This is a genomic window from Microbacterium sp. PI-1 (genome assembly GCF_004337555.1).
GTDB lineage: Bacteria > Actinomycetota > Actinomycetes > Actinomycetales > Microbacteriaceae > Microbacterium > Microbacterium aurugineum.
In genome coordinates this window covers 1-19,127 of the sequence record NZ_SJYZ01000039.1, presented here as the reverse complement: position 1 = coordinate 19,127, position 19,127 = coordinate 1, and the positions used below count along the sequence as shown (strand labels likewise).

Genomic DNA, 19,127 nt, shown 5'->3' with positions numbered 1-19,127 from the left:
CCGTCCCCGTCCCCCGCCGGTTGCGGGATCAAAAGTGCGCCGGAGACGGGGCTGTCAGGCGCGTTTCTGCACTCGCACGCGACAAGATGGAACGCGCGACAAGATGGAACACGCGACAAGGGAGCACCATGAGCCGCAGCGCGACCGCCGCCACGCAGAGCATCCGCGAGATGCGGGACTTCCTCTTCACCCACGCGACGGACTACGCGGCCGCGCGAGCAGGGTTCGCCTGGCCCGAGGTCGACGAGTTCAACTTCGCCCTCGAGTGGTTCGACGTGGTCGCCGCCGAGAAGCCGGATCGTCCCGCGGTGCAGATCGTCGAGGCCGACCTGAGCCTGCGCACCTGGACATACGGCGAGCTCTCGACGCGATCCGACCAGGTCGCCGCCTGGCTCACCGGCCTCGGCCTCCGCCGGGGCGACCACGTGATCGTGATGCTGAACAACACGATCGAGCTGTGGGAGGTGATGCTGGCGATCACGAAGATCGGTGCGGTGTCGATCCCCACGTCCACGCTCCTGTCGGCATCGGACCTCGAGTACCGCGTCGATCACGGCCGCGCCCGAGCCGTAATCACCCTCGGAACCCTCGGCGACCGCGTCCTGACCATCGACCCCGGCATCATGCGCATCGGTGTGGGCGACGGCATCCCCGCGGGGTGGGAGCGCTTCGACGACTCGGCCGACGCCCCCGCCACCTTCGAGCCGGTCGGACCCACCCCCGCGTCCGACACCGCTCTGCTCTACTTCACCTCGGGCACCACGAACCGCCCGAAACTCGTGCAGCACACCCACGTCTCGTACCCGGTCGGACACCTGTCGACCATGTGGTGGCTCGGGGTGCGCCCCGACGACGTACACCTCAACATCTCATCGCCCGGTTGGGCGAAGCACGCCTGGTCGAGCTTCTACTCGCCGTTCCTCGCCGAGGCGACCGTGTTCGTTTACAACTACGCCCGCTTCGACGCGAACACCCTCATGCAGGTCATGGAGACTCACCACGTCTCGACGTTCTGTGCACCGCCCACCGTCTGGCGGATGCTGATCCAGGCCGACCTCTCGCGTCTCACCCACCCTCCGCGCGAGCTGGTCGGTGCGGGCGAACCGTTGAATCCCGAGGTCATCGACCGGGTGCGCGATGCGTGGGGCGGCACGATCCGCGACGGGTTCGGGCAGACCGAGATGACGGCGTGCATCGGGAATTCTCCGGGTCAGACCGTGAAGGTCGGATCCATGGGGCGTCCCCTCCCCGGCTACCCCGTCGTCCTGCTCGACCCGGTCACCGGGGCCGTCGTCGAGCACGAAGGGGAGATCGCACTCGATCTGACGAACCCGCCGCTCGGGTTGATGGCGGGCTACTTCGACGACCCGGAGAAGACGGCACAGTCCCGCGCCGGCGGCTACCACCACACCGGTGACATCGCGGTGCGCGATGTCACCGGATACCTCACCTACGTCGGGCGCTCCGACGACGTGTTCAAGGCCTCGGACTACAAGATCTCGCCGTTCGAGCTCGAGTCGGTGCTGCTCGAACACGACCTCGTGGTCGAGGCGGCGGTGATCCCGAGCCCGGATCCGACGCGGTTGGCCGTGCCGAAGGCGTATGTCTGCCTGACCCCCGGAGCCACGGTCGCCGACACGGACGCCGCCCGAGCGATCTTCACCTACGCCCACGAGCGCCTGTCGTCGCACCTGTGGGTGCGGATCATCGAGTTCGTGCCCGAGCTGCCGAAGACCATCTCCGGCAAGATCCGTCGTGTCGAGCTGCGTGGGCGCGAGGCCGCGCGCGTGGAATCCGGCGACGAAACCGGACAGCACCGCGACCGCGACTATCGCTGAGCGCTCAGGGGACCACCGCGATCGACGCGGTCGTCGGCGACGTCGCCACGCGCGCCGTTTTGGACCCGACCGCGGGCCTCGACACCGGCACGGCTGCGGGCAGTGCCGCATCCGTCTCACGCGCCGGCCGTCCGGCACCGGCCGCGGTCATGATGGCCCGCACGACACCCCCGATCACCAGCATCCCGACCAGCGCCGCCCCCGAAAGGATCAACGGCGTCCATTCCTGGGCGAACGACGCCGTGACGCTCAGCAGCGCACCGACGATCCACACCCCCACGGCTCCCCCGGCGAGCCCTCCGGACCCGCGGATCACCGCGACCGCCGCCACGATCGCACAGGCGGCGGCGATCGCCGCGCCCACATAACCGATCGGCACCATCACCGCAGCCAGATCGCTGGCCACTCTCATTGTCGTCATGACGACCCCCCGTCAGCGGAAATCCCGCTACCTCGACACTAGAAGTGTGTCTCGGAAAGGCCATCCGTCTCAAGTCCGATCCACATCATCCTGCAGACGGATATCTCGTCGGCACGACGGCGGCGTCGCGGACCCTCAGCGCCGACTCGGCCACCGCAGCCGGCGGGCGCGCACCACGCGCACGGGCTGGGTGACGACGGCGTCCACGACCATCGAGCCGTCGGTCGGTCCGACGATCGCGATCGCCGAGGTCTCGGTCGCCTCGGCAGGCGCGACCGGGAGATGCGCGAGCGCCCGGTGCGCGCGGATGTAGGCGGGCACCAGCAGCACGATCGCTCCCACCCAGGCGAGCGGATTGCTCAGGGCGACGCCGTCGAAACCGATCCAGGCTCCGAGGACGATGGCTGCCCCGACGCGCATCACCAACTCGATCACGCCGGTCACGGTGGGCACGAGCGTGTGGCCGAGGCCCTGGAGTGCGCCGCGCAGCACGAACAGCATGCCGAGCGCCCAATAGCCGCAGCCGTTGATGATCAGCATCCGATGCGCCATGTCGACGACGTCGTCGGATCCCTCTCCGATGAACAGGCGCACCATCGGCGCACCGAAGGCGATCAGCAGCACGCCGAGCACCACGCCGGCGCCGACCGCCATCCACGTCGCTTCGACGACACCACGACGGATGCGATCGGGCCGACGCCCGCCGTGGTTCTGCGCCACGTACATCGAGACCGCGAGGCCGAGCGAGGAGAGCAGCGCGACCGCGAGACTGTCGACCCGGGATCCCGTCGTGTACGCGGCGACGGCATCAGCTCCAAGGGTGTTCAACGCCACCTGCACGGTGAGCGTGCCGATCGCGATGATCGAGGCCTGGAAGCCCATCGGCAGGCCGAGGCGCAGGTGCTCGGCGATGTCGTCCCGCCCGATGCGCCAGTCGGCACGGCGGAGGTGCAGCATGGGCAGGCGGCGGCGCACGAACTCGAGACACAGCGCCACCGAGACCGCCTGCGCCACGACGGTCGCGAGGGCGGCTCCGCCCACACCCCATCCGAGCGGGCCGACCATCAGGACGACGAGTCCGACGTTCAATGCACAGGCGATGGTGAGGAAGACCAGGGGCGTCTTGGAGTCGCCGATGGCGCGGATGATCGCCGAGAGGTAGTTGAAGAACATGGTCGCGCTGGCGCCCAGGAAGCTGATCTGCGTGAAGGTCGTGGCTTCGGGCATGAGCTCGGCCGGTGTCTGCAGCAGCGCCAGGATGGGACCGGCGAGCAGCGGCGCCGCGACCGTGAGGATCACGCTGGTGATGGCGCTGAGGAACACACCCGTCGCGACCGAGCGGCGTACGGCGGCATCGTCACGCGCGCCGAACGCCTGCGCGATCGGGATCGCGAATCCGCTCGTCAGGCCCCAGGCGAACCCGAGGAGCAGGAACAGCAGGCTGCCGGTCGCGCCCACGGCGGCGAGCGAGGTGACGCCGAGGTGCCTGCCGACGACGATCGCGTCGGCGAACTGGTAGAGCTGCTGGACCACATTGCCGAGCAGGAGGGGGATGGAGAAGGCAAGGATGACGCGCCACGGACGGCCCGTGGTGAGGGAGGTGGCCATGAAGGAGCGGCTCGCAGAGCTGGGGGATGGATCGGGGTGCACACCAGCATATCGAATCGATTCGAAGGCGGGGTCAGGCGGACTTCGCCGGGAGCAGCCGCTTGCGCAAGGCCAGGAAGAGCTGGAGATGCCGGAAGGCTCAGAGCAGACCGGTGTCGCGGGCGATGGCGATGGCGCGGGCACGACTGTCGGCGCCGAGCTTCTCGAACACGTGCACGAGGTGCGTCTTCACGGTGGCCTCCGTCACGAACAGGGTCTTCGCGATCTCGCGGTTCGAGGCGCCCGTGTCGAGCAGCCGGAGCACCGCCAGCTCGCGTTCGGTCAGCCGCACCCGCGGTGCGCGCATGACCTGCACGACCCGTTCGCTGAGTTCCGGGGTGAGCACGAGTCCTCCGGCGGCCGCCTGACGGATCGCGCGGACGATGTCTTCGGGGGCCACATCCTTCAGCAGGTACCCGGAGGCGCCGGCTTCGATCGCCCCGAGGATCTCGGCGTCACGGTCGAACGTGGTCAGGATGAGGACGGCGGGCGCCGGATCCAGCCCGCGGAGCGCGGCCGTCGTCTGCACACCGTCCATGCCGTCGCCGAGCCGCAGATCGCAGAGCACGACGTCCGGATGCAGGTGTCGCGCGAGAGCCACGGCCTCCTCGCCGGAGGCGGACTCCCCGACCACCTCGACGTCGTCACGATGGTCGAACAGCGAGCGCACTCCGGCCCGGACGATGGGATGGTCGTCGACGAGCAGCACGCGTACGGCGGTCATGCCGTGCCTTCCGTCCGCTGCGCCGGCGCTGTTCCACCGAGCGGCACATGGGCCGACAGCGCGGTGCCGTCGCCCGCGGCGCTCTCCACGTCGAGCCCTCCGCCGAGCTCCCGCAGCCGCGCGCGCATCGAGCGCAGCCCGTAGCCCCCGCCCGTGCTGCCGATTCCGCCCTGCGTATCCCAGCGCCGGGCATCGAAGCCGACTCCGTCGTCGACGATGTCGAGCCGCACCGCGTCACCGGCGTCGGCCAGGGTGACCACGACGCGAGAGGCCTCGGCATGGGACCGGACGTTCGCGAGAGCGGACTGCGCCGTCCGCAACAGGGCGACCTCCGCGTCGATGCCGAGCGCCGGGAGGTCGTCGTCGGCGTTCAGCGTCCCCTCGATCCCGGTCTCTTCGGCCAGTCGTGCGAGCATGCGGGCGAGCGCGTCGCCGAGCGCGGTGGACTCGAGTTCGGCAGGCATCAGCGCGTTCACGATGCGCCGCGCGTCCGCCATCCCCTCCGTGGCGAGCGCACCGATCTGTTCGAGCGCGCGGGTGCGCTGTGCCGGATCATCCGCCTCCAGCGCCGACCGTGCCAGCATCCCGATCGAGGACACGCTCTGCGCGACCGTGTCGTGGATGTCGCGAGAGACCCGGGTGCGTTCCGCGCTCGCCCCCGACTCGCGCTGGGTACGGGCGAGCTCGTCCTGCAGAGCCGCCATCTCCTCCTGCGTCGCGACGAGAGACGCGATCAGTCGACGCCTCTCCCGGCCGTCACGCACGAGCTCGAGGTACCCGCGGGAGATCCCCAGCGCGAAGACACCGCCGACGAGAGGACCGATCACGTTCGCGTAGGTCGTGGTGCCGGTGTGCAGCAGCGGAGCGGTGACCACGACGGCGAGCACCACCACGCTCAGCAGCAGCGCCCACCGCAGGCGCATCACGAAGCCGGCGAGCAGCCACAGCGGGAACGCGAGCCACACGAATTCCGGAGAGACCACGACCGCGCCGAGCCAGATGAGCGTCAGCCCGAGCAGCCACCCGGTCGCCAGACGACGGTCGGAGGTCCGCTCGCCCAGCAGCAGGCCGCCGCCGTACCAGCCGAGGAAGACGAGCGAGAGGGCGAGCACCCACGGCAGCGGGACGCCGTCGGCGGCCGCACGCCAGGCGCCGATCGCGACCAGCACGACCGTGATGACGGCCTGGCCGATCCGGATCGACCCGACCAGGCTCGCCCACGTGCGCGGCGCGCGGATCCCTGCCGCGGGGTCGACGCGGCCGGGACGCTCAGCCCGCGTCTGCGGGGACGGCGACTGCGGCATCCTCGTATTCTCCCCCGCGCGGGTGGTCTCCGTGTCGATCGGCGCGGGATCCGGCACCCCCGACCTTCCGCGGCCACCACATCCGTTCGCCGACGAGGGCGAACAACGCAGGGACCACCAGGGTGCGCACGACGAAGGTGTCGACGAGCACCCCGATCCCGACGATGAGCCCGATCTGTCCGAGCGTGACCAGGGGCAGCAACCCGAGCGCCGCGAAAACCGCCGCGAGCACGACTCCGGCGCTGGTGATCACCCCACCCGTCGCGGTGACCGCTCGCACCATCCCCTGCCGCGTCCCGACCGTCAGCGCCTCGATCCTGGCGCGATGGACGAGGAAGATCGTGTAGTCGATCCCGAGCGCCACGAGGAACAGGAACGACAGCAGCGGCACCTGCAGGTCGAGCGACTCCCATCCGAACACGACCCGGCTCAGCCACGTGCCCGCACCGATCGCCGCGACCGCGCTGAGGATGTTCACCGCGAGCAGCAGCACCGGTGCCACCAGGGAGCGCAGCAGCACGATGAGCACGAGCAGGCTGACCGCGAGCACGAGCGGGACGATGAGCAGCAGATCGCGCTGATTGCCGTCGCGCGCGTCGAGATCTGCGGCAACGGGCCCCCCGACCGCGGCATCCGCCTCCGGCACCGACGCCGCGGCCTCTCGCACGGCACGGACCAGATCGAGACTCTCGGTCGTGCCCGGTGCCGGCTCTCCGACGACGAGCAGACGGGTGAGCGCGCCGTCGCTGCTGTCGCCCGTGGCCGACACCCGCAGCACACCCGGCACGTCGTCGATCGCCGCGGCCAGCGCCTCGGCCTCCGCCGTCCCCCCGATCACGACTATCGGCTGCGCCTCGCCTGCGGGGAAGTGATCCCCGAGCGTCGTCAGCCCCGCGGCGGACTCCGACGCGACCCGGAACTTCTCGACCTGGGTGAGCCCGACGGATGCCCCGGCCAGACCGCCGGCGAGGACACCGAGGAGCGCGAGGCCGCCGACCAGCGGCACCCACGGGCGACGGGAGACGCGCTGTGCCACCACGCCCCACACGCGCCCCGTGACGGCGGTGTCGCCCACGCGCGGCGCGAACGGCCAGAAGAGCCGACGACCGCACACGGCGAGCGCCGGCGGGAGCACCAGCAGCACGGCGGCGAGCGCGATCAGGAGTCCGACGGCCGAGGCGATACCGAGCCCCCGCGTGCCCGGGATCACAGCGAGGGCCAGCGTCGACAGCGCAAGGACCACGGTGACGTTCGAGGCGACGATCGCCGGAGCGGTGGCCCGCCACGCGGCGACCAGGGCGCGGCGGTGATCGGCCTCACGGGCGAGCTCTTCGCGATAGCGCGAGATGAGCAGGAGGGCGTAGTTCGTCCCGGCCCCGAACACGAGCACGCTGACGATGCCGGAATCGAACTGCAGACCGAGCCCGGCGCCGATCGCGGCGGTCGCCTTGTTCGCCAGCTGATCGGCCAGCGCGACGACGACGAGCGGGATCATCCAGAGCACGGGTGAGCGGTAGGTGACGATGAGCAGCAGTGCGACGATCCCGAGGGTCACGATCAGCAAGGTGAAGTCGGCGCCGTCGAACGCGGAGGCGACGTCCACACCGAACGCGGGACCACCGGTGACCTGCACACCGACCCCGTCGATCGGATGCGCCGCCACCGTGTCGCGCAGAGCGTGCACGGCCTCCGCGGCGGCATCATCACCGCCGTCGAGCGTCAGCGTCGCCTGGATCGCTGCGGCCTCGCCGTCGTCGCTGATGATCGGACCACGCGGTTCGTGTCCGGTCTCCTCCTCGACGTCGGCCGCGAGGGCACCGAGGGCGGTGAGGTCGGCGTCGCGGAGCTCCCCGCCGTCGTCACGGGCGGCGACCAGCAGCACCGTGTGCTCGTCCGCGTCGGGGAACTGTTCGGCGAGCATCGCCGCCTGTGCGGATTCCGAGTCGGGCGGGGCGACGTCGGTGCCGGCGGGAAGCGACGCCCGTCCGAGCGCACCGAGGAGGGCGGTGAAGGCGACCACCGCGATCAGCAGGGAGACCCACGCGCCGCGACGGGAGGTGAGCCACAGGGGGAGGGAACGGAGGGTGCGGAGCATGGATCCAGTCCAGCCGCCGCGACTCCCCGGCGGATCGCGCGCGGGGCGGAGACGGGTCTCCACCCTTCGATGGATCCGCTCCGGGCGGGATGCGGCCTGGGTATCGTGAGGCGGGTGACCTCCGTCCGCAGCTATCCCGCCACCATCGCCGCCGCGATCGAGCACGAGACGGTCATCCGCAAGTCGCGCTTCCTCACGCACGTCGAGCCCGTGACCTCGGTCGAGCAGGCGGAGGCGGTGATCGCAGGGATCCGCAAGAGGGCCTGGGACGCGAACCACAACTGCACCGCGATGGTCACCGGCCTGCTCGGCGATCAGGCCCGGTCGTCGGATGACGGGGAGCCCTCGGGCACGGCCGGGATCCCGATGCTGGAAGTGCTGCGTCGGCGTGACCTGACCGACGTGGTCGCCGTGGTGACGCGGTACTTCGGCGGGGTGAAGCTCGGGGCGGGAGGGCTCGTGCGCGCTTACTCCTCCGCGGTGTCGGAGACCCTCGACCAGGCGGCCCTCGTGCGCAGGGCAGCGCTGCGGCAGGTGACGCTCGAGGTGCCGCACGCCGACGCGGGTCGCTACGACAACCTGCTGCGCGAGTGGGCGGCTCATCACGGCGCGACGCTCGGTGAACCGACCTATGCCGCGACGGCCACGCTCGAGCTGTGGGCCCCGCAGACGGAGCTCCCTCGACTCACCGACGATCTGGCCGCCGCGTCCGCGGGAGCTGTCGTCCCGGTGCTCGGCGTCGAGCGCATCGTCGACGTGCCCGCCTGACCCCCTTCGAATCGCGAAGGAAGCCAGTCGGGTGGATATCCTGGATGCCGCGGTCGCGGAGGGAGAGCGATGTTCGACAGTCCGCTCTCGGCGTCGGCCTATGAGGTCCTCGGCGTCGACCCCTCGATCGATGAGGACGGGTTGCGCCGCGCCTACCGCCTGCGTCTTCGGCAGACCCATCCGGACACGGGCGGCGACGCCGCTGTCTTCATCCAGGTGCAGCGCGCGTGGGAGCTGGTCGGCACCGTCGAGAGCCGCGCCGCCTACGACCGCCGAACCGGCGTGACCCACGATGCCGGTGCCGAGTGGAGCGGATGGCGACCGCCGGCCGCTCGCACCGACACACGTCCGCGCGCCCGTGCCTACGGCCACCCCGGAGGCTGGCGCCGGGAGCGCTACCTGGCGCTCATCCGCGAATGGGCGGGCCGCGGCGTCGACGTGCCCGACCCCTACGACCCCGCCCTGGTGCGCTCGGCACCGCGTGACGTGCGCCGCCTCCTCGCCGATGCCCTCGCGGAAGAGGCGACGGCGCGCACGGTCTCCGACCTCGGGATGGGCTACACCGTCTGGCACGACGTCGTGGCCGGAGCAGACGCCGACGACAAACTCGACCACGTGATCCTCGGTCCCTCGGGTCTGTACGGCGTGATGTCGGAGGACTTCGGCGGGGTCGTCGGCTTCCGTCGCGGCGAGATCACCGGACCGAGCCTCGGCACGCGGGCGCCCGTCACCGCGGCCCTCCGCCGGATGCGAACGATCGCCAAGGCCGCACGCGTCCGATTCAGCGGCGCCATCGTGGTGCTGCCCGATGACGACCTCGCCCAGGCCGTCACACCGCTGGGCACCAGTCGCGGAGTCCCGGTCGTGGTGGTGCGCCGCAGTGCGCTCGCCATGGTGCTGCGTCAGGGTGTGCCGCACGCGCGCGCGATCGGCGGCAACGAGCTGTTCGACGTCCGGACGCGCCTGCAGCAGACCGTCCGCTTCGTCTGACCCCACCGCCCGTCCGCTTTCGGATCGCGCGAACGGTCGTATCCAGCGTCTTCGTCGCGCCATTCGGGTGATTCGAAGGCCGACAGGACCGTTGACTTCCGGAATCAAACCGGTTTACACTCATCAAACCGGTTCACGCTGTACATCTCTGTGCCGGGTCCACGAGGAGGTGGCATGAGCCGCACGACGATCGCCGATGTCGCCCGGGAAGCCGGCGTCACGAAGGCCACGGTCTCGCATGCCCTGAGCGGCAACCGCCCCATCTCCGAGGAGACGCGGGCGAAGGTGCTCGCCGCGGCCGAGAAGCTGGAGTGGGCCCCGAGCCAGAGCGCACGGGCACTCGCCACCCGCCGGGCCAACGCCATCGCAGTCGTCCTCGCCCGCGACCCGGAGGTCATCGCGAACGACTCCTTCTTCCCGGCCTTCATCGCCGGGGTCGAGTCGGTGCTCGCCGAGACCGAGACCGCGCTCCTGCTCCAGGTCGTCCCCGACCGCCACGCCGAGGAACGGGCGTACCGCACGCTCACCCACGGCAGGGCGGACGGGGCGCTCCTGCTCGACCTGCGCACCGACGACTGGCGCGTGCCGTTCCTCGACGACCTCGGCCTCCCGACCGTCCTGGTGGGCGCCTACGACCAGCCGACCGGGTTCTCGTGCGTGCGCACCGACGATGCCGCACCGATCCGCGAGCTCGTCGCACACCTCCGCGCCGCCGGACACGGACGCATCGCCCACGTCTCCGGCCCCCTCGACTACGTGCACTCGAAGGCACGCGCCGAGGCGTACGTCGAGGCGGTCGGCGACGACGAGCTGCTCCGCGAGGGCGACTTCACGGCCGCGAGCGGGCGCGCCCGCACCGCCGAGCTCCTCGCCCTGCCCGACCGGCCGACCGCGATCCTCTATTCGAACGACACCATGGCGATCGCCGGCCTCTCCTATGCACGCGCACAGGGACTCTCGATTCCCCAGGACCTCGCGATCTCCGGATTCGACGACGATCACCTCTCCGCCCACCTGTCGCCGGCGCTGACCAGCGTCTCCTCTGATCCCGCCGCCCGGGGCCGCGCCGCCGCCCGGCTCCTGCGGGCGGAGATCATCGGAGCGCCGCCGCGCACCGATGTCGTCGACTGCAACGTCGTGCACTTCCGGGAGAGCACCGGGTCGGCAGCACGCGCCTGACCGCACCACCACCTACCGCACCACCCCACGGCCATGCAGCCGTACCCCGCAGTGTCAAGGAGGACATCATGAAGAAGTTCCGCGCAATCGCCCTGATCGGCGCCACGGCTCTCGTCGCCACCGGATGCTCGGCCGGAGGTGGTGGCGGGGAGGGATCCGCCGACGGCACCGGCCCCATCAGCATCTGGCTCTCCAACAACGAGCAGGAGGTCGCCTGGGGAACCGCCGTCGTCGAGGCCTGGAACGCCGAGCATCCCGACGAGCAGGTGAAGGCACAGGAGATTCCCGCCGGATCGTCGTCGGAAGAGGCCATCACCGCCGCGATCACCGCCGGCACCGCGCCCTGCCTCGTCTACAACGTGGCCCCTGCCGCGGTCTCGGGCTGGGTCAAGCAGGGAGGTCTCGTCGACCTCAGCGCGATCGACGGGGGCGCCGACTACATCACCGAGCGCGGCGGCGATGTCGACGCCTATGCCAGTGACGGCAGCTTCTACCAGCTGCCCTGGAAGTCGAACCCGGTGATGGTCATGTACAACAAGGCGCTCTTCGAAGCCGCCGGCATCGACCCCGAAGACCCGCAGATGAACACCTACGACTCGTTCCTCGAAGGCTCGCGCGCGATCGTCGACTCCGGTGTGCAGAGCGCCATCTGGCCCGCTCCGACCAGCGAGTTCTACCAGCCGTGGTTCGACTTCTATCCGCTGTACCTGGCCGAGACGGACGGCACGATGCTGGTGGAAGACGGCAAGGCCACGTTCTACTCGGACGCCGGGCGCACGGTCTCCGAGTTCTGGAAGACCTTCTACGACGAGAAGCTGTCGCCGAACGAGGCCTCGACCGACGACGCGATGTCGGCCGGCACCACCGCCATGCAGCTCGCCGGCCCCTGGGCCATCCCGTCGTACGCCGACACCGTCGACGTCGGCTTCATGCCCGTGCCGACCAGCGACGGCCGGGACAACCCCACGACCTTCGCCGACTCCAAGAGCGTGTCGATGTTCACGGCCTGCGAGAACCAGGGCACGGCGTGGGAGTTCCTGAAGTTCTCGACCAGTGAGGAGAGCGACGGACAGCTGCTCGAGGCGACCGGTCAGATGCCGATGCGCACCGGCCTCACCGACGCCTACGGCGACTACTTCGCCGCGAACCCGAACTACGTGGCGTTCGCCGAGCAGGCCGAGAAGACCGCCGACGTCCCCAGCATCCCGAACTCCGTCGAGGCATGGCAGGCGTTCCGCGACGAGTACTCCTCCGCCGTGATCTTCGACAAGGAGTCGATCGACGACTTCCTCGGGAATGCGGCGACGAAGATCGACGAGCTCGTCGCCGAGTGACATCGTGACCGACAAGAAGCGGTTGCGCACCCGATGGCTGGGTGCGCAACCGGTCGGCGGGCTGTTCGCGCTGCCGTACTTCGTGTTCGTGATCGCGATCTTCGCGTATCCGCTCGCGTTCGCCGTCTACATCGCCTTCCACGACTACTTCTTCACGGCACCCGGCACCGAGGTCGACCGCCCGTTCGTCGGCTTCGACAACTTCGTCACGGTGCTCACCGACCCGCGGGTCCTCGGATCCTTCCGCAACACCCTGATCTTCCTCGTCATCAACGTGCCGCTCACGGCGGTGCTCGCCCTGGTCCTCGCCGCGGCGCTCAACACCGGCATCCGCTGGGTCGCCGCCTACCGGGTCGCGTTCTACGTCCCCTACCTGACGGCGAGCGTCTCCCTCGTGGGCGTGTGGATGCTGCTGTTCTCGGGCAACGGGCTGATCAACACCATCCTCGGCCCGCTCGCCCCGGACCCGTCGTGGCTCGTGAACAGCGGACTCGCGATGCCGATGATCGCGTTCTACGTCACTTGGAAGCAGCTCGGGTTCTACATCCTGCTCTACCTGGCGGCCCTGCAGAACGTGCCGAGGGAGCTCTACGAGTCGGCGGAGACCGACGGCGCCGGGGTGTTCTCGCGTTTCCGGCACGTCACGATCCCCGGGGTGCGCAGCGCCACGACCCTCGTGCTGATCCTCTCGATCATCACCGGAGCCAACCTCTTCACCGAGCCGTACCTGCTCACCAACGGCGGCGGCCCGGACGGCGCCTCGACCACCCCCGTCCTGCTGATCTACCAGCTGGGCATCCAACAGCAGAACCCCGACACGGCAGCGGCGATCGGCATGATCCTCGTGATCTTCGTCGGGATGCTGTCGCTGGCGGCCAATCGCGTGACGAGGGAGCGATGATGCGAAAGAAGCGTTCACTGCCCCGCATCCTGAGCATCATCCTGCTCACGATCGCGGCCGTCGGCTTCGCCTTCCCGTTCTACTTCATGATCGTGGGGGCGTTCCAGGAGAACCCGACGAACTCCCCCAGCGAGCTGTTCCCCACGAGCGGGTGGACGGTCGACAACTTCGTCGCGATCGACTCGCGCATCGACCTGGTCGGTTCGCTGCTCAACTCGCTGATCTTCACGGCGGGCGTCCTCCTGGGAACGGTCGTGTTCGGGCTGCTCGCCGGCTATGCCATCGCCCGGCTGGACTTCCGGGGGCGTGGCGTGATCTGGGTGCTGATGCTGCTCGTGCAGATGGTGCCGTTCCAGTTGCTGATGATCCCGCTCTACGTGCAGATCACCCGCAGCTATGGACTCGGCGACTCGTATCTGGGCATGATCCTGCCGTTCCTGATCAACACCACGGCGGTGTTCATCTTCGTGCAGTTCTTCAAGGCGCTGCCGGTAGAGATCTTCGAGGCCGCACGGATCGACGGTGCCGGCGAGATCCGCCTGCTCACATCGGTCGCGATCCCGCTCATCCGCCCCGTGCTCGTGACGGTCGTGCTGGTCACGTTCATCGGCCCCTGGAACGAGTTCCTCTGGCCGTTCCTCATCACGAAGGATGCGAGCCTGCAGCCGCTGGCCGTGTCCCTCGCCAACTACATCTCCAACGTGGCGCAGTCGACGGCCAACCCGAACGGCGCGATCCTCGCCGGCGCCACGGCGCTCGCGTTCCCCGTCGTCATCCTCTTCATCGTCTTCCAGCGCTTCTTCAAAGCCACCGACCTCGGCGCGGCCGTCAAAGGCTAGCCCCCATCCCCGACAGAAAGTGCCCCATGTTCACCGGAGCCTCCTTCCCCCTCGGTCCGTTCACGCCCTACGAAAGCAACCCGATCCTGCGCCCTCGGGGTGACAGCTGGGAATCGGCCAACCTCTACAACCCGGCGGCCCTCGTCGATGGCGACGAGGTCGTGCTGCTCTACCGAGCGCACGCCGACGACATCGTCTCCCACATCGGCATCGCCCGGTCGAAGGACGGGGTGACGTTCACCCGCGAGGACGCGCCGATCCTGTCCCCGTCCGAAGACTACGAACGCTACGGCTGCGAAGATCCGCGTATCGCGCTGATCGACGGCACGTACTACCTGACCTACACGGGGTGGGATCGCCGCAGTGCACAACTGTGCCTGGCCACCTCGACCGACCTGCGCACCTGGACCAAGCACGGTCCGTTGTTCGACGACTTCGACACGTTCAAGACCATGGACCCGCGCGGATTCAACTGGTCGAAGGCCGGGGTCATCGTGCCGCAGCGCATGCACGGCACGTGGTGGATGTACTTCGGCGAGGGCGCGATCTACTGGGCGACCAGCGACGATCTGATCCACTGGACCCCCGGAACGCCCGACACCGAGCCGATGTACTCGCCGACGCCCGGCACCTGGGACGAGGCGCTCGTCGAGATCGGCGCCTCTCCCGTGGTGACCGACAACGGGCTGCTGCTCTTCCTCACCAACGGCGCCACACGCACCGTGCACGAGGACGGCACGGTGGAGGTGGACTACCGCTGCGGGCAGATCGCGATCGACCCCGACGAGCCGACGCGTGTCATCGCGCGACTGCAGGAGCCCTGGCTGCGCCCGCAGACGTTCGAGGACACGCACGGACTCGTCTCCAACGTGACCTTCGTGGAGGGGCTGGTGAAGTTCCACGGCAAGTGGTTCGCGTACTACGGCCAGTCCGACACGACTCTCGCTGTGGCGATCCACGACCCCGCACAGCCCTGGGGACGGGCGCTGCACACCGATGCCCCCTCGCACACCGATGCCCCCTCGCGTACGGAAGCCGGAGAGTGACGCCGTGGAGACCTCACGACGCACGTTCCTGACCCTTGCGGCGACGGCGTCCGCCCTCGCTCTCGTCCCCGCGGGGTCGGCCGTCGCCGCGTCCGTGACGCCCGACTCGGCTGTCCGGCTCGGGGGCCCGCACCGGCGGAGACTGACGAACCTCGCCCACCTGCGATTCCTCCTCGCCGAGGTCCCAGTCAGGGCGAGCGCGACGCACACCACGTTCGGCCTCGAGGCGAAGCCGACGGTCCGCGCTCCCTGGACCTACGCGGACACCGATGGAGCGGGCGGGTACCGCCCGGTCGGCGGTGGCACCCTCGACGCGGCGACGGGGTACTGGTCGCAGGGAGCGTACAACGCGGACGACATCGCGCGCGCGGCGATCGTGTTCCTCCGCGACTGGAAGGCGACGCGCGACACGCAGAGCCGCGACGAGGCGAAGGACGTCCTCCGCTCTCTGGCGTTCCTGCAGACGACGTCGGGGCCGAACGCCGGGCGCGTGGTCCTGTGGCAGCAGGAGGACGGCACGCTGACCCCGAGCGCGATCCCGGTGGAGCTGCCCGATCCGTCCGACTCCGCCGAGTCCTACTGGCTGGCACGTAGCGTCTGGGCGTTCGGCGAGGGCTACGCGGCCTTCCGTCGCGAGGATCCCGAGTTCGCGGCCTTCCTCCGCGAGCGGCTGCACCTGTGCCTGGATGCGCTGCGCCGCGAGTCGCTCTCCCGCGCGGGGCGATGGGTGAAGAGCGACGGTCGCCGGCTGCCCGCCTGGCTGATCGCCGGTGGCGCGGATGCGACGGCCGAAGCCATGCTCGGCCTCGCCGCCGCGGCCGAGGTCGGCGACTCCCGCAGCCGCGCCGCGCTGCAGACCTACGGCGAAGGCGTGGCCGCGATGGCCACCGATCCCTCGAAGGGCTGGCCCTTCGGCGCGGTCCTGCCCTGGACCGGCTCGCTCGGGTTCTGGCACGCCTGGGGTGCCGCGGCACCCGAGGCGCTGGCCCGCGGCGGGGCGCTGCTCCGGCGGCGGGAGTGGTCCGCCGCCGCCATCGCGGATGCCGGGCGCTTCACCCCGCAGGTGCTCACGTGCGGGGGTCCGCACAACGCCTGGGCACCTCTGCCGGCCGAGGCCCAGATCGCCTACGGTGCCCACGGCCGCGTCGCGGGAGCTCTGCAAGCGGCGGCCGTCGGCGGCGACGGGCTGCGCGTGCTCGCGGGTCTCGCCGCCGGGTGGTTCTTCGGCGCGAACACGGCGGGGGTTCCGGTGTACGACCCGGCGACGGGCGTGACCTTCGACGGGGTGGAGACCGACGGGCGGGTGAATCGCAACTCCGGCGCCGAGTCGACGATCCACGGGCTGCTCACGATGCTCCTGCTCGACGCCAACCGCGATGTGGCCGACCTCGCGACCTCGATCACCGGCCTCGCCTCGTTCTCCGGGCTGCGGGTCCTGGAGGCCGAGGCAGCGCGACGGTCGCCCGGCGCCGCGATCGTGACCCCCGAGACGGGCGCGTGGATCGGCGAGGGGAACCTGTCCGGCGGATCCTTCGTGCACCTGCCGAAGGGCGAGTGGGTCGAGTTCGACGTGACGGAAGCCGACGCCGTCCTGCACGGTGTCGTCTGGCGTCAGGCCGCGCAGGCAGGCGAGGCGGTGTGGGAGGTCTTCCGCGGTCGACATCGCCTGTGGACGACACGGACACCCGCCGGAGGTACCGGCGACCGCGGGCTCACCGAGGCGGAGGGGATGCTGGTACCGCAACGGCTCGGCGGCGATCTGCCGGATGCTCCGGTGACCGTGCGGTGCACGAGTCGCGGCGACGTCCGGCTCGACGCGCTTCTGATCCAGCCGCGGGTGGCGAGCGCGGTGTACTCGACGACCGGACGCCCGGCCGTGCTCTACACCGAGGCGACCGGTCGCACGCAGCAGGTCGCTCCCCTGGCCCCGGGTTCCGGACGCTCCTACGACGCCGACGGCAGCCAGCGCGGACCGGCGAGCGGTCACGGGAAGGTGCGTGTTCACGGCGGAGGCTTCACCGTCACCCGCTGAATCGGGCGCCGACTCGCCGTTCTTTTGAATCACTCAAAAGAAGCGCTAGGCTCGGGGACATGGAGACAGAATTCGACTCGGTGCTTCACGGCGCCGGGCTACGGTCGACCGCGGGCCGCGTCGCCGTTCTCGAAGCTCTCGACTCCATGGCCCATACGGATGCGGAGCGGCTCTACCGCGCCGTGTCCGTCGTGCTCCCGACCACGTCGATCCAGTCGGTGCACAACATCCTCGCGGACCTGACGACGGCGGGCCTCATCCGTCGGATCGAACCGGCAGGTTCCGCGGCGCTCTACGAGCGGCGTATCGGCGACAACCACCACCACATCGTCTGCACCTCTTGCGGTGCGGTCGGCGATGTGGACTGCGTGGTCGGCGACGCGCCGTGTCTCACCCCGTCCTCCGCGGCGGGATTCACCGTCCAGACAGCCGAAGTCACCTTCTGGGGCGTCTGCCCCAGCTGCCAGAACGCCGCGTAGGTCCCCGGCGATCCTCCCCTCAACGGGTGGAGCATTCGCCGCGCCGGCGCGCAGAAGGAGAACACCATGACGAACCCTGCCACCCCGAAACCCGCCACCACGACGCAGACCGGCACACCGGTCGCCAGCGACGCGCACTCCCTGACGGTCGGGGCCGACGGTCCCACGGTCCTCCACGACCGCTATCTGGTCGAGAAGCTCGCCTCCTTCAACCGCGAGCGGGTGCCGGAGCGCAACCCGCACGCCAAGGGCGGCGGCGCCTTCGGCACCTTTGTCGTCACGGAAGACGTATCGGCGTACACCCGTGCAGCCGTGTTCCAGCCCGGAGCGGAGAGCGAGACGCTCCTGCGCTTCTCCTCGGTGGCCGGTGAACAGGGCTCCCCCGACACCTGGCGCGATGTGCGCGGCTTCTCGCTGCGCTTCTACTCGACCGAGGGCAACCTCGACATCGTCGGCAACAACACCCCGACGTTCTTCCTGCGCGACGCGATGAAGTTCCCCGACTTCATCCATTCGCAGAAGCGTCTGGGCGACTCCGGCCTCCGCGACGCCGACATGCAGTGGGACTTCTGGACGCTCTCGCCCGAGACCGCCCACCAGGTCACGTACCTCATGGGCGACCGGGGCCTCCCGCGCAGCTGGCGGCACATGAACGGTTACGGCTCGCATACCTACCAGTGGGTGAACGCGGCCGGAGAGCGCTTCTGGGTGCAGTACCACTTCCTCTCCACCCTGGGCTTCGAGACCATGGAGGCCGACGAGGCCGAGAAGCTCGCCGGGTCGGACGCCGACTACTACCGCCGTGACCTCTTCGACGCGATCAGCCGGGGCGACCACCCCTCGTGGGACGTGTACGTGCAGATCATGCCGTACGACGAGGCCAAGGCCTACCGGTTCAACCCGTTCGACCTCACGAAGACCTGGTCGAAGAAGGACTACCCGCGCATCAAGGTGGGCACGTTCACGCTGAACCGCAACCCGCAGAACTTCTTCGCCGAGATCGAGCAGGCCGCGTTCTCGCCCGGGAACCAGGTGCCCGGCACGGGGATCTCGCCCGACAAGATGCTGATGGCACGGGTGTTCTCGTACTCCGACGCGCAGCGCCACCGCATCGGCGCGAACTACAACCAGTTGCCGGTCAACCAGCCGCACGCGGCCGAGGTGCGCAACTACATGCACGAGGGCCAGATGCAGTACCGGTTCAACCCGGCCGAGCACCGCACCTACACGCCGAACTCCTACGGTGCGGCCGGCGGGCCCGAGGCCGATCCGGCAGCAGGCGTCGAGGCGAGCTGGGAGTCCGACGGCGAGCTGATCCGCTCCGCCGCGACGCTGCACGCCGAGGACGACGACTTCGGCCAGGCCGGCACGCTCTACCGCGAGGTGTTCGACGATGTGCAGCGGGCCCGGTTCCTGGAGACACTGACCGGCCAGGGCCGTTCGATCACGGTCGACGGCATCCGCGAGCGCTTCTTCCAGTACTGGACGAACGTCGACGCGGGGCTGGGTGAGGCGCTGCGCGCGCAGGTC

Annotated in this window: 16 protein-coding genes; 11 read left to right on the top strand and 5 right to left on the bottom strand. The window is 69.9% G+C overall.

The window, feature by feature from the left end; genetic code table 11:
- The first annotated feature begins 128 nt into the window (after positions 1-128).
- Positions 129-1,838: an AMP-binding protein gene (locus E0W80_RS18295; RefSeq protein WP_131494445.1), complete on the top strand. Its 1,710-nt coding sequence runs from the start codon at positions 129-131 to the stop codon at positions 1,836-1,838.
- Positions 1,839-1,842: 4 nt separating this feature from the next.
- On the opposite strand, the gene E0W80_RS18290 is transcribed toward E0W80_RS18295, so the two are convergent.
- The 5 genes from E0W80_RS18290 to E0W80_RS18270 form a co-directional block, all read right to left on the bottom strand.
- A complete protein-coding gene (locus E0W80_RS18290; RefSeq protein WP_131494444.1) occupies positions 1,843-2,259 on the bottom strand; it encodes a hypothetical protein in 417 nt (138 codons plus the stop codon).
- Between the two features lie 135 nt (positions 2,260-2,394).
- Positions 2,395-3,867: an MATE family efflux transporter gene (locus E0W80_RS18285; RefSeq protein ID WP_131494443.1), complete on the bottom strand. Its 1,473-nt coding sequence runs from the start codon at positions 3,865-3,867 to the stop codon at positions 2,395-2,397.
- Positions 3,868-4,006: 139 nt separating this feature from the next.
- Positions 4,007-4,630 (bottom strand): response regulator transcription factor, encoded by a 624-nt coding sequence (locus tag E0W80_RS18280; RefSeq protein WP_047524552.1) that lies wholly within the window; start codon positions 4,628-4,630, stop codon positions 4,007-4,009.
- Complete coding sequence (locus tag E0W80_RS18275) at positions 4,627-5,934, bottom strand: sensor histidine kinase (RefSeq protein WP_131494442.1); 1,308 nt, start codon at positions 5,932-5,934, stop codon at positions 4,627-4,629. The genes E0W80_RS18280 and E0W80_RS18275 overlap by 4 nt, the downstream gene beginning before the upstream one ends.
- On the bottom strand, positions 5,900-8,029 hold the full coding sequence (locus tag E0W80_RS18270; protein ID WP_131494441.1) for an MMPL family transporter: 2,130 nt from the start codon (positions 8,027-8,029) through the stop codon (positions 5,900-5,902). The genes E0W80_RS18275 and E0W80_RS18270 overlap by 35 nt, the downstream gene beginning before the upstream one ends.
- A gap of 114 nt (positions 8,030-8,143) precedes the next feature.
- Between E0W80_RS18270 and E0W80_RS18265 the strand changes: the two genes are divergently transcribed.
- From E0W80_RS18265 to E0W80_RS18220, 10 genes are all read left to right on the top strand, one after another.
- Positions 8,144-8,797 carry a YigZ family protein gene (locus tag E0W80_RS18265; RefSeq protein WP_131494440.1) on the top strand — a complete coding sequence of 218 codons (654 nt, stop codon included), beginning with the start codon at positions 8,144-8,146 and terminating at the stop codon, positions 8,795-8,797.
- A gap of 69 nt (positions 8,798-8,866) precedes the next feature.
- Positions 8,867-9,787 (top strand): J domain-containing protein, encoded by a 921-nt coding sequence (locus E0W80_RS18260; protein ID WP_047524545.1) that lies wholly within the window; start codon positions 8,867-8,869, stop codon positions 9,785-9,787.
- A gap of 174 nt (positions 9,788-9,961) precedes the next feature.
- Complete coding sequence (locus E0W80_RS18255) at positions 9,962-10,966, top strand: LacI family DNA-binding transcriptional regulator (protein WP_131494439.1); 1,005 nt, start codon at positions 9,962-9,964, stop codon at positions 10,964-10,966.
- 68 nt (positions 10,967-11,034) lie between these two features.
- Positions 11,035-12,300: an extracellular solute-binding protein gene (locus E0W80_RS18250; RefSeq protein WP_131494438.1), complete on the top strand. Its 1,266-nt coding sequence runs from the start codon at positions 11,035-11,037 to the stop codon at positions 12,298-12,300.
- Positions 12,301-12,304: 4 nt separating this feature from the next.
- Positions 12,305-13,201, top strand: coding sequence for a sugar ABC transporter permease (locus E0W80_RS18245; RefSeq protein WP_131494437.1), 897 nt, complete (start codon positions 12,305-12,307; stop codon positions 13,199-13,201).
- Complete coding sequence (locus E0W80_RS18240; protein ID WP_131494436.1) at positions 13,198-14,040, top strand: carbohydrate ABC transporter permease; 843 nt, start codon at positions 13,198-13,200, stop codon at positions 14,038-14,040. Before E0W80_RS18245 ends, E0W80_RS18240 begins: the two co-directional genes overlap by 4 nt.
- 26 nt (positions 14,041-14,066) lie before the next feature.
- A complete protein-coding gene (locus E0W80_RS18235) occupies positions 14,067-15,086 on the top strand; it encodes a glycoside hydrolase family 130 protein (RefSeq protein ID WP_131494435.1) in 1,020 nt (339 codons plus the stop codon).
- A 4-nt stretch (positions 15,087-15,090) separates the two neighbouring features.
- A complete protein-coding gene (locus E0W80_RS18230; RefSeq protein ID WP_240740583.1) occupies positions 15,091-17,118 on the top strand; it encodes a hypothetical protein in 2,028 nt (675 codons plus the stop codon).
- A gap of 59 nt (positions 17,119-17,177) precedes the next feature.
- Positions 17,178-17,597, top strand: a complete 420-nt coding sequence (locus E0W80_RS18225; protein WP_131494433.1) for a Fur family transcriptional regulator — start codon at positions 17,178-17,180, stop codon at positions 17,595-17,597.
- A 66-nt stretch (positions 17,598-17,663) separates the two neighbouring features.
- Positions 17,664-19,127: catalase (locus tag E0W80_RS18220; RefSeq protein ID WP_047524506.1), on the top strand; the 1,464-nt coding region annotated here is incomplete at its 3' end.

Excerpts from the sequence above, each read along its gene's own strand:
- E0W80_RS18295 (WP_131494445.1), top strand. The coding sequence starts at position 129 with ATGAGCCGCAGCGCGACCGCCGCCACGCAGAGCATCCGCGAGATGCGG.
- E0W80_RS18290 (WP_131494444.1), bottom strand. The coding sequence starts at position 2,259 with ATGACGACAATGAGAGTGGCCAGCGATCTGGCTGCGGTGATGGTGCCG.
- E0W80_RS18285 (WP_131494443.1), bottom strand. The coding sequence starts at position 3,867 with ATGGCCACCTCCCTCACCACGGGCCGTCCGTGGCGCGTCATCCTTGCC.
- E0W80_RS18280 (WP_047524552.1), bottom strand. The coding sequence starts at position 4,630 with ATGACCGCCGTACGCGTGCTGCTCGTCGACGACCATCCCATCGTCCGG.
- E0W80_RS18275 (WP_131494442.1), bottom strand. The coding sequence starts at position 5,934 with ATGCCGCAGTCGCCGTCCCCGCAGACGCGGGCTGAGCGTCCCGGCCGC.
- E0W80_RS18270 (WP_131494441.1), bottom strand. The coding sequence starts at position 8,029 with ATGCTCCGCACCCTCCGTTCCCTCCCCCTGTGGCTCACCTCCCGTCGC.
- E0W80_RS18260 (WP_047524545.1), top strand. The coding sequence starts at position 8,867 with ATGTTCGACAGTCCGCTCTCGGCGTCGGCCTATGAGGTCCTCGGCGTC.
- E0W80_RS18255 (WP_131494439.1), top strand. The coding sequence starts at position 9,962 with ATGAGCCGCACGACGATCGCCGATGTCGCCCGGGAAGCCGGCGTCACG.
- E0W80_RS18250 (WP_131494438.1), top strand. The coding sequence starts at position 11,035 with ATGAAGAAGTTCCGCGCAATCGCCCTGATCGGCGCCACGGCTCTCGTC.
- E0W80_RS18240 (WP_131494436.1), top strand. The coding sequence starts at position 13,198 with ATGATGCGAAAGAAGCGTTCACTGCCCCGCATCCTGAGCATCATCCTG.
- E0W80_RS18235 (WP_131494435.1), top strand. The coding sequence starts at position 14,067 with ATGTTCACCGGAGCCTCCTTCCCCCTCGGTCCGTTCACGCCCTACGAA.
- E0W80_RS18225 (WP_131494433.1), top strand. The coding sequence starts at position 17,178 with ATGGAGACAGAATTCGACTCGGTGCTTCACGGCGCCGGGCTACGGTCG.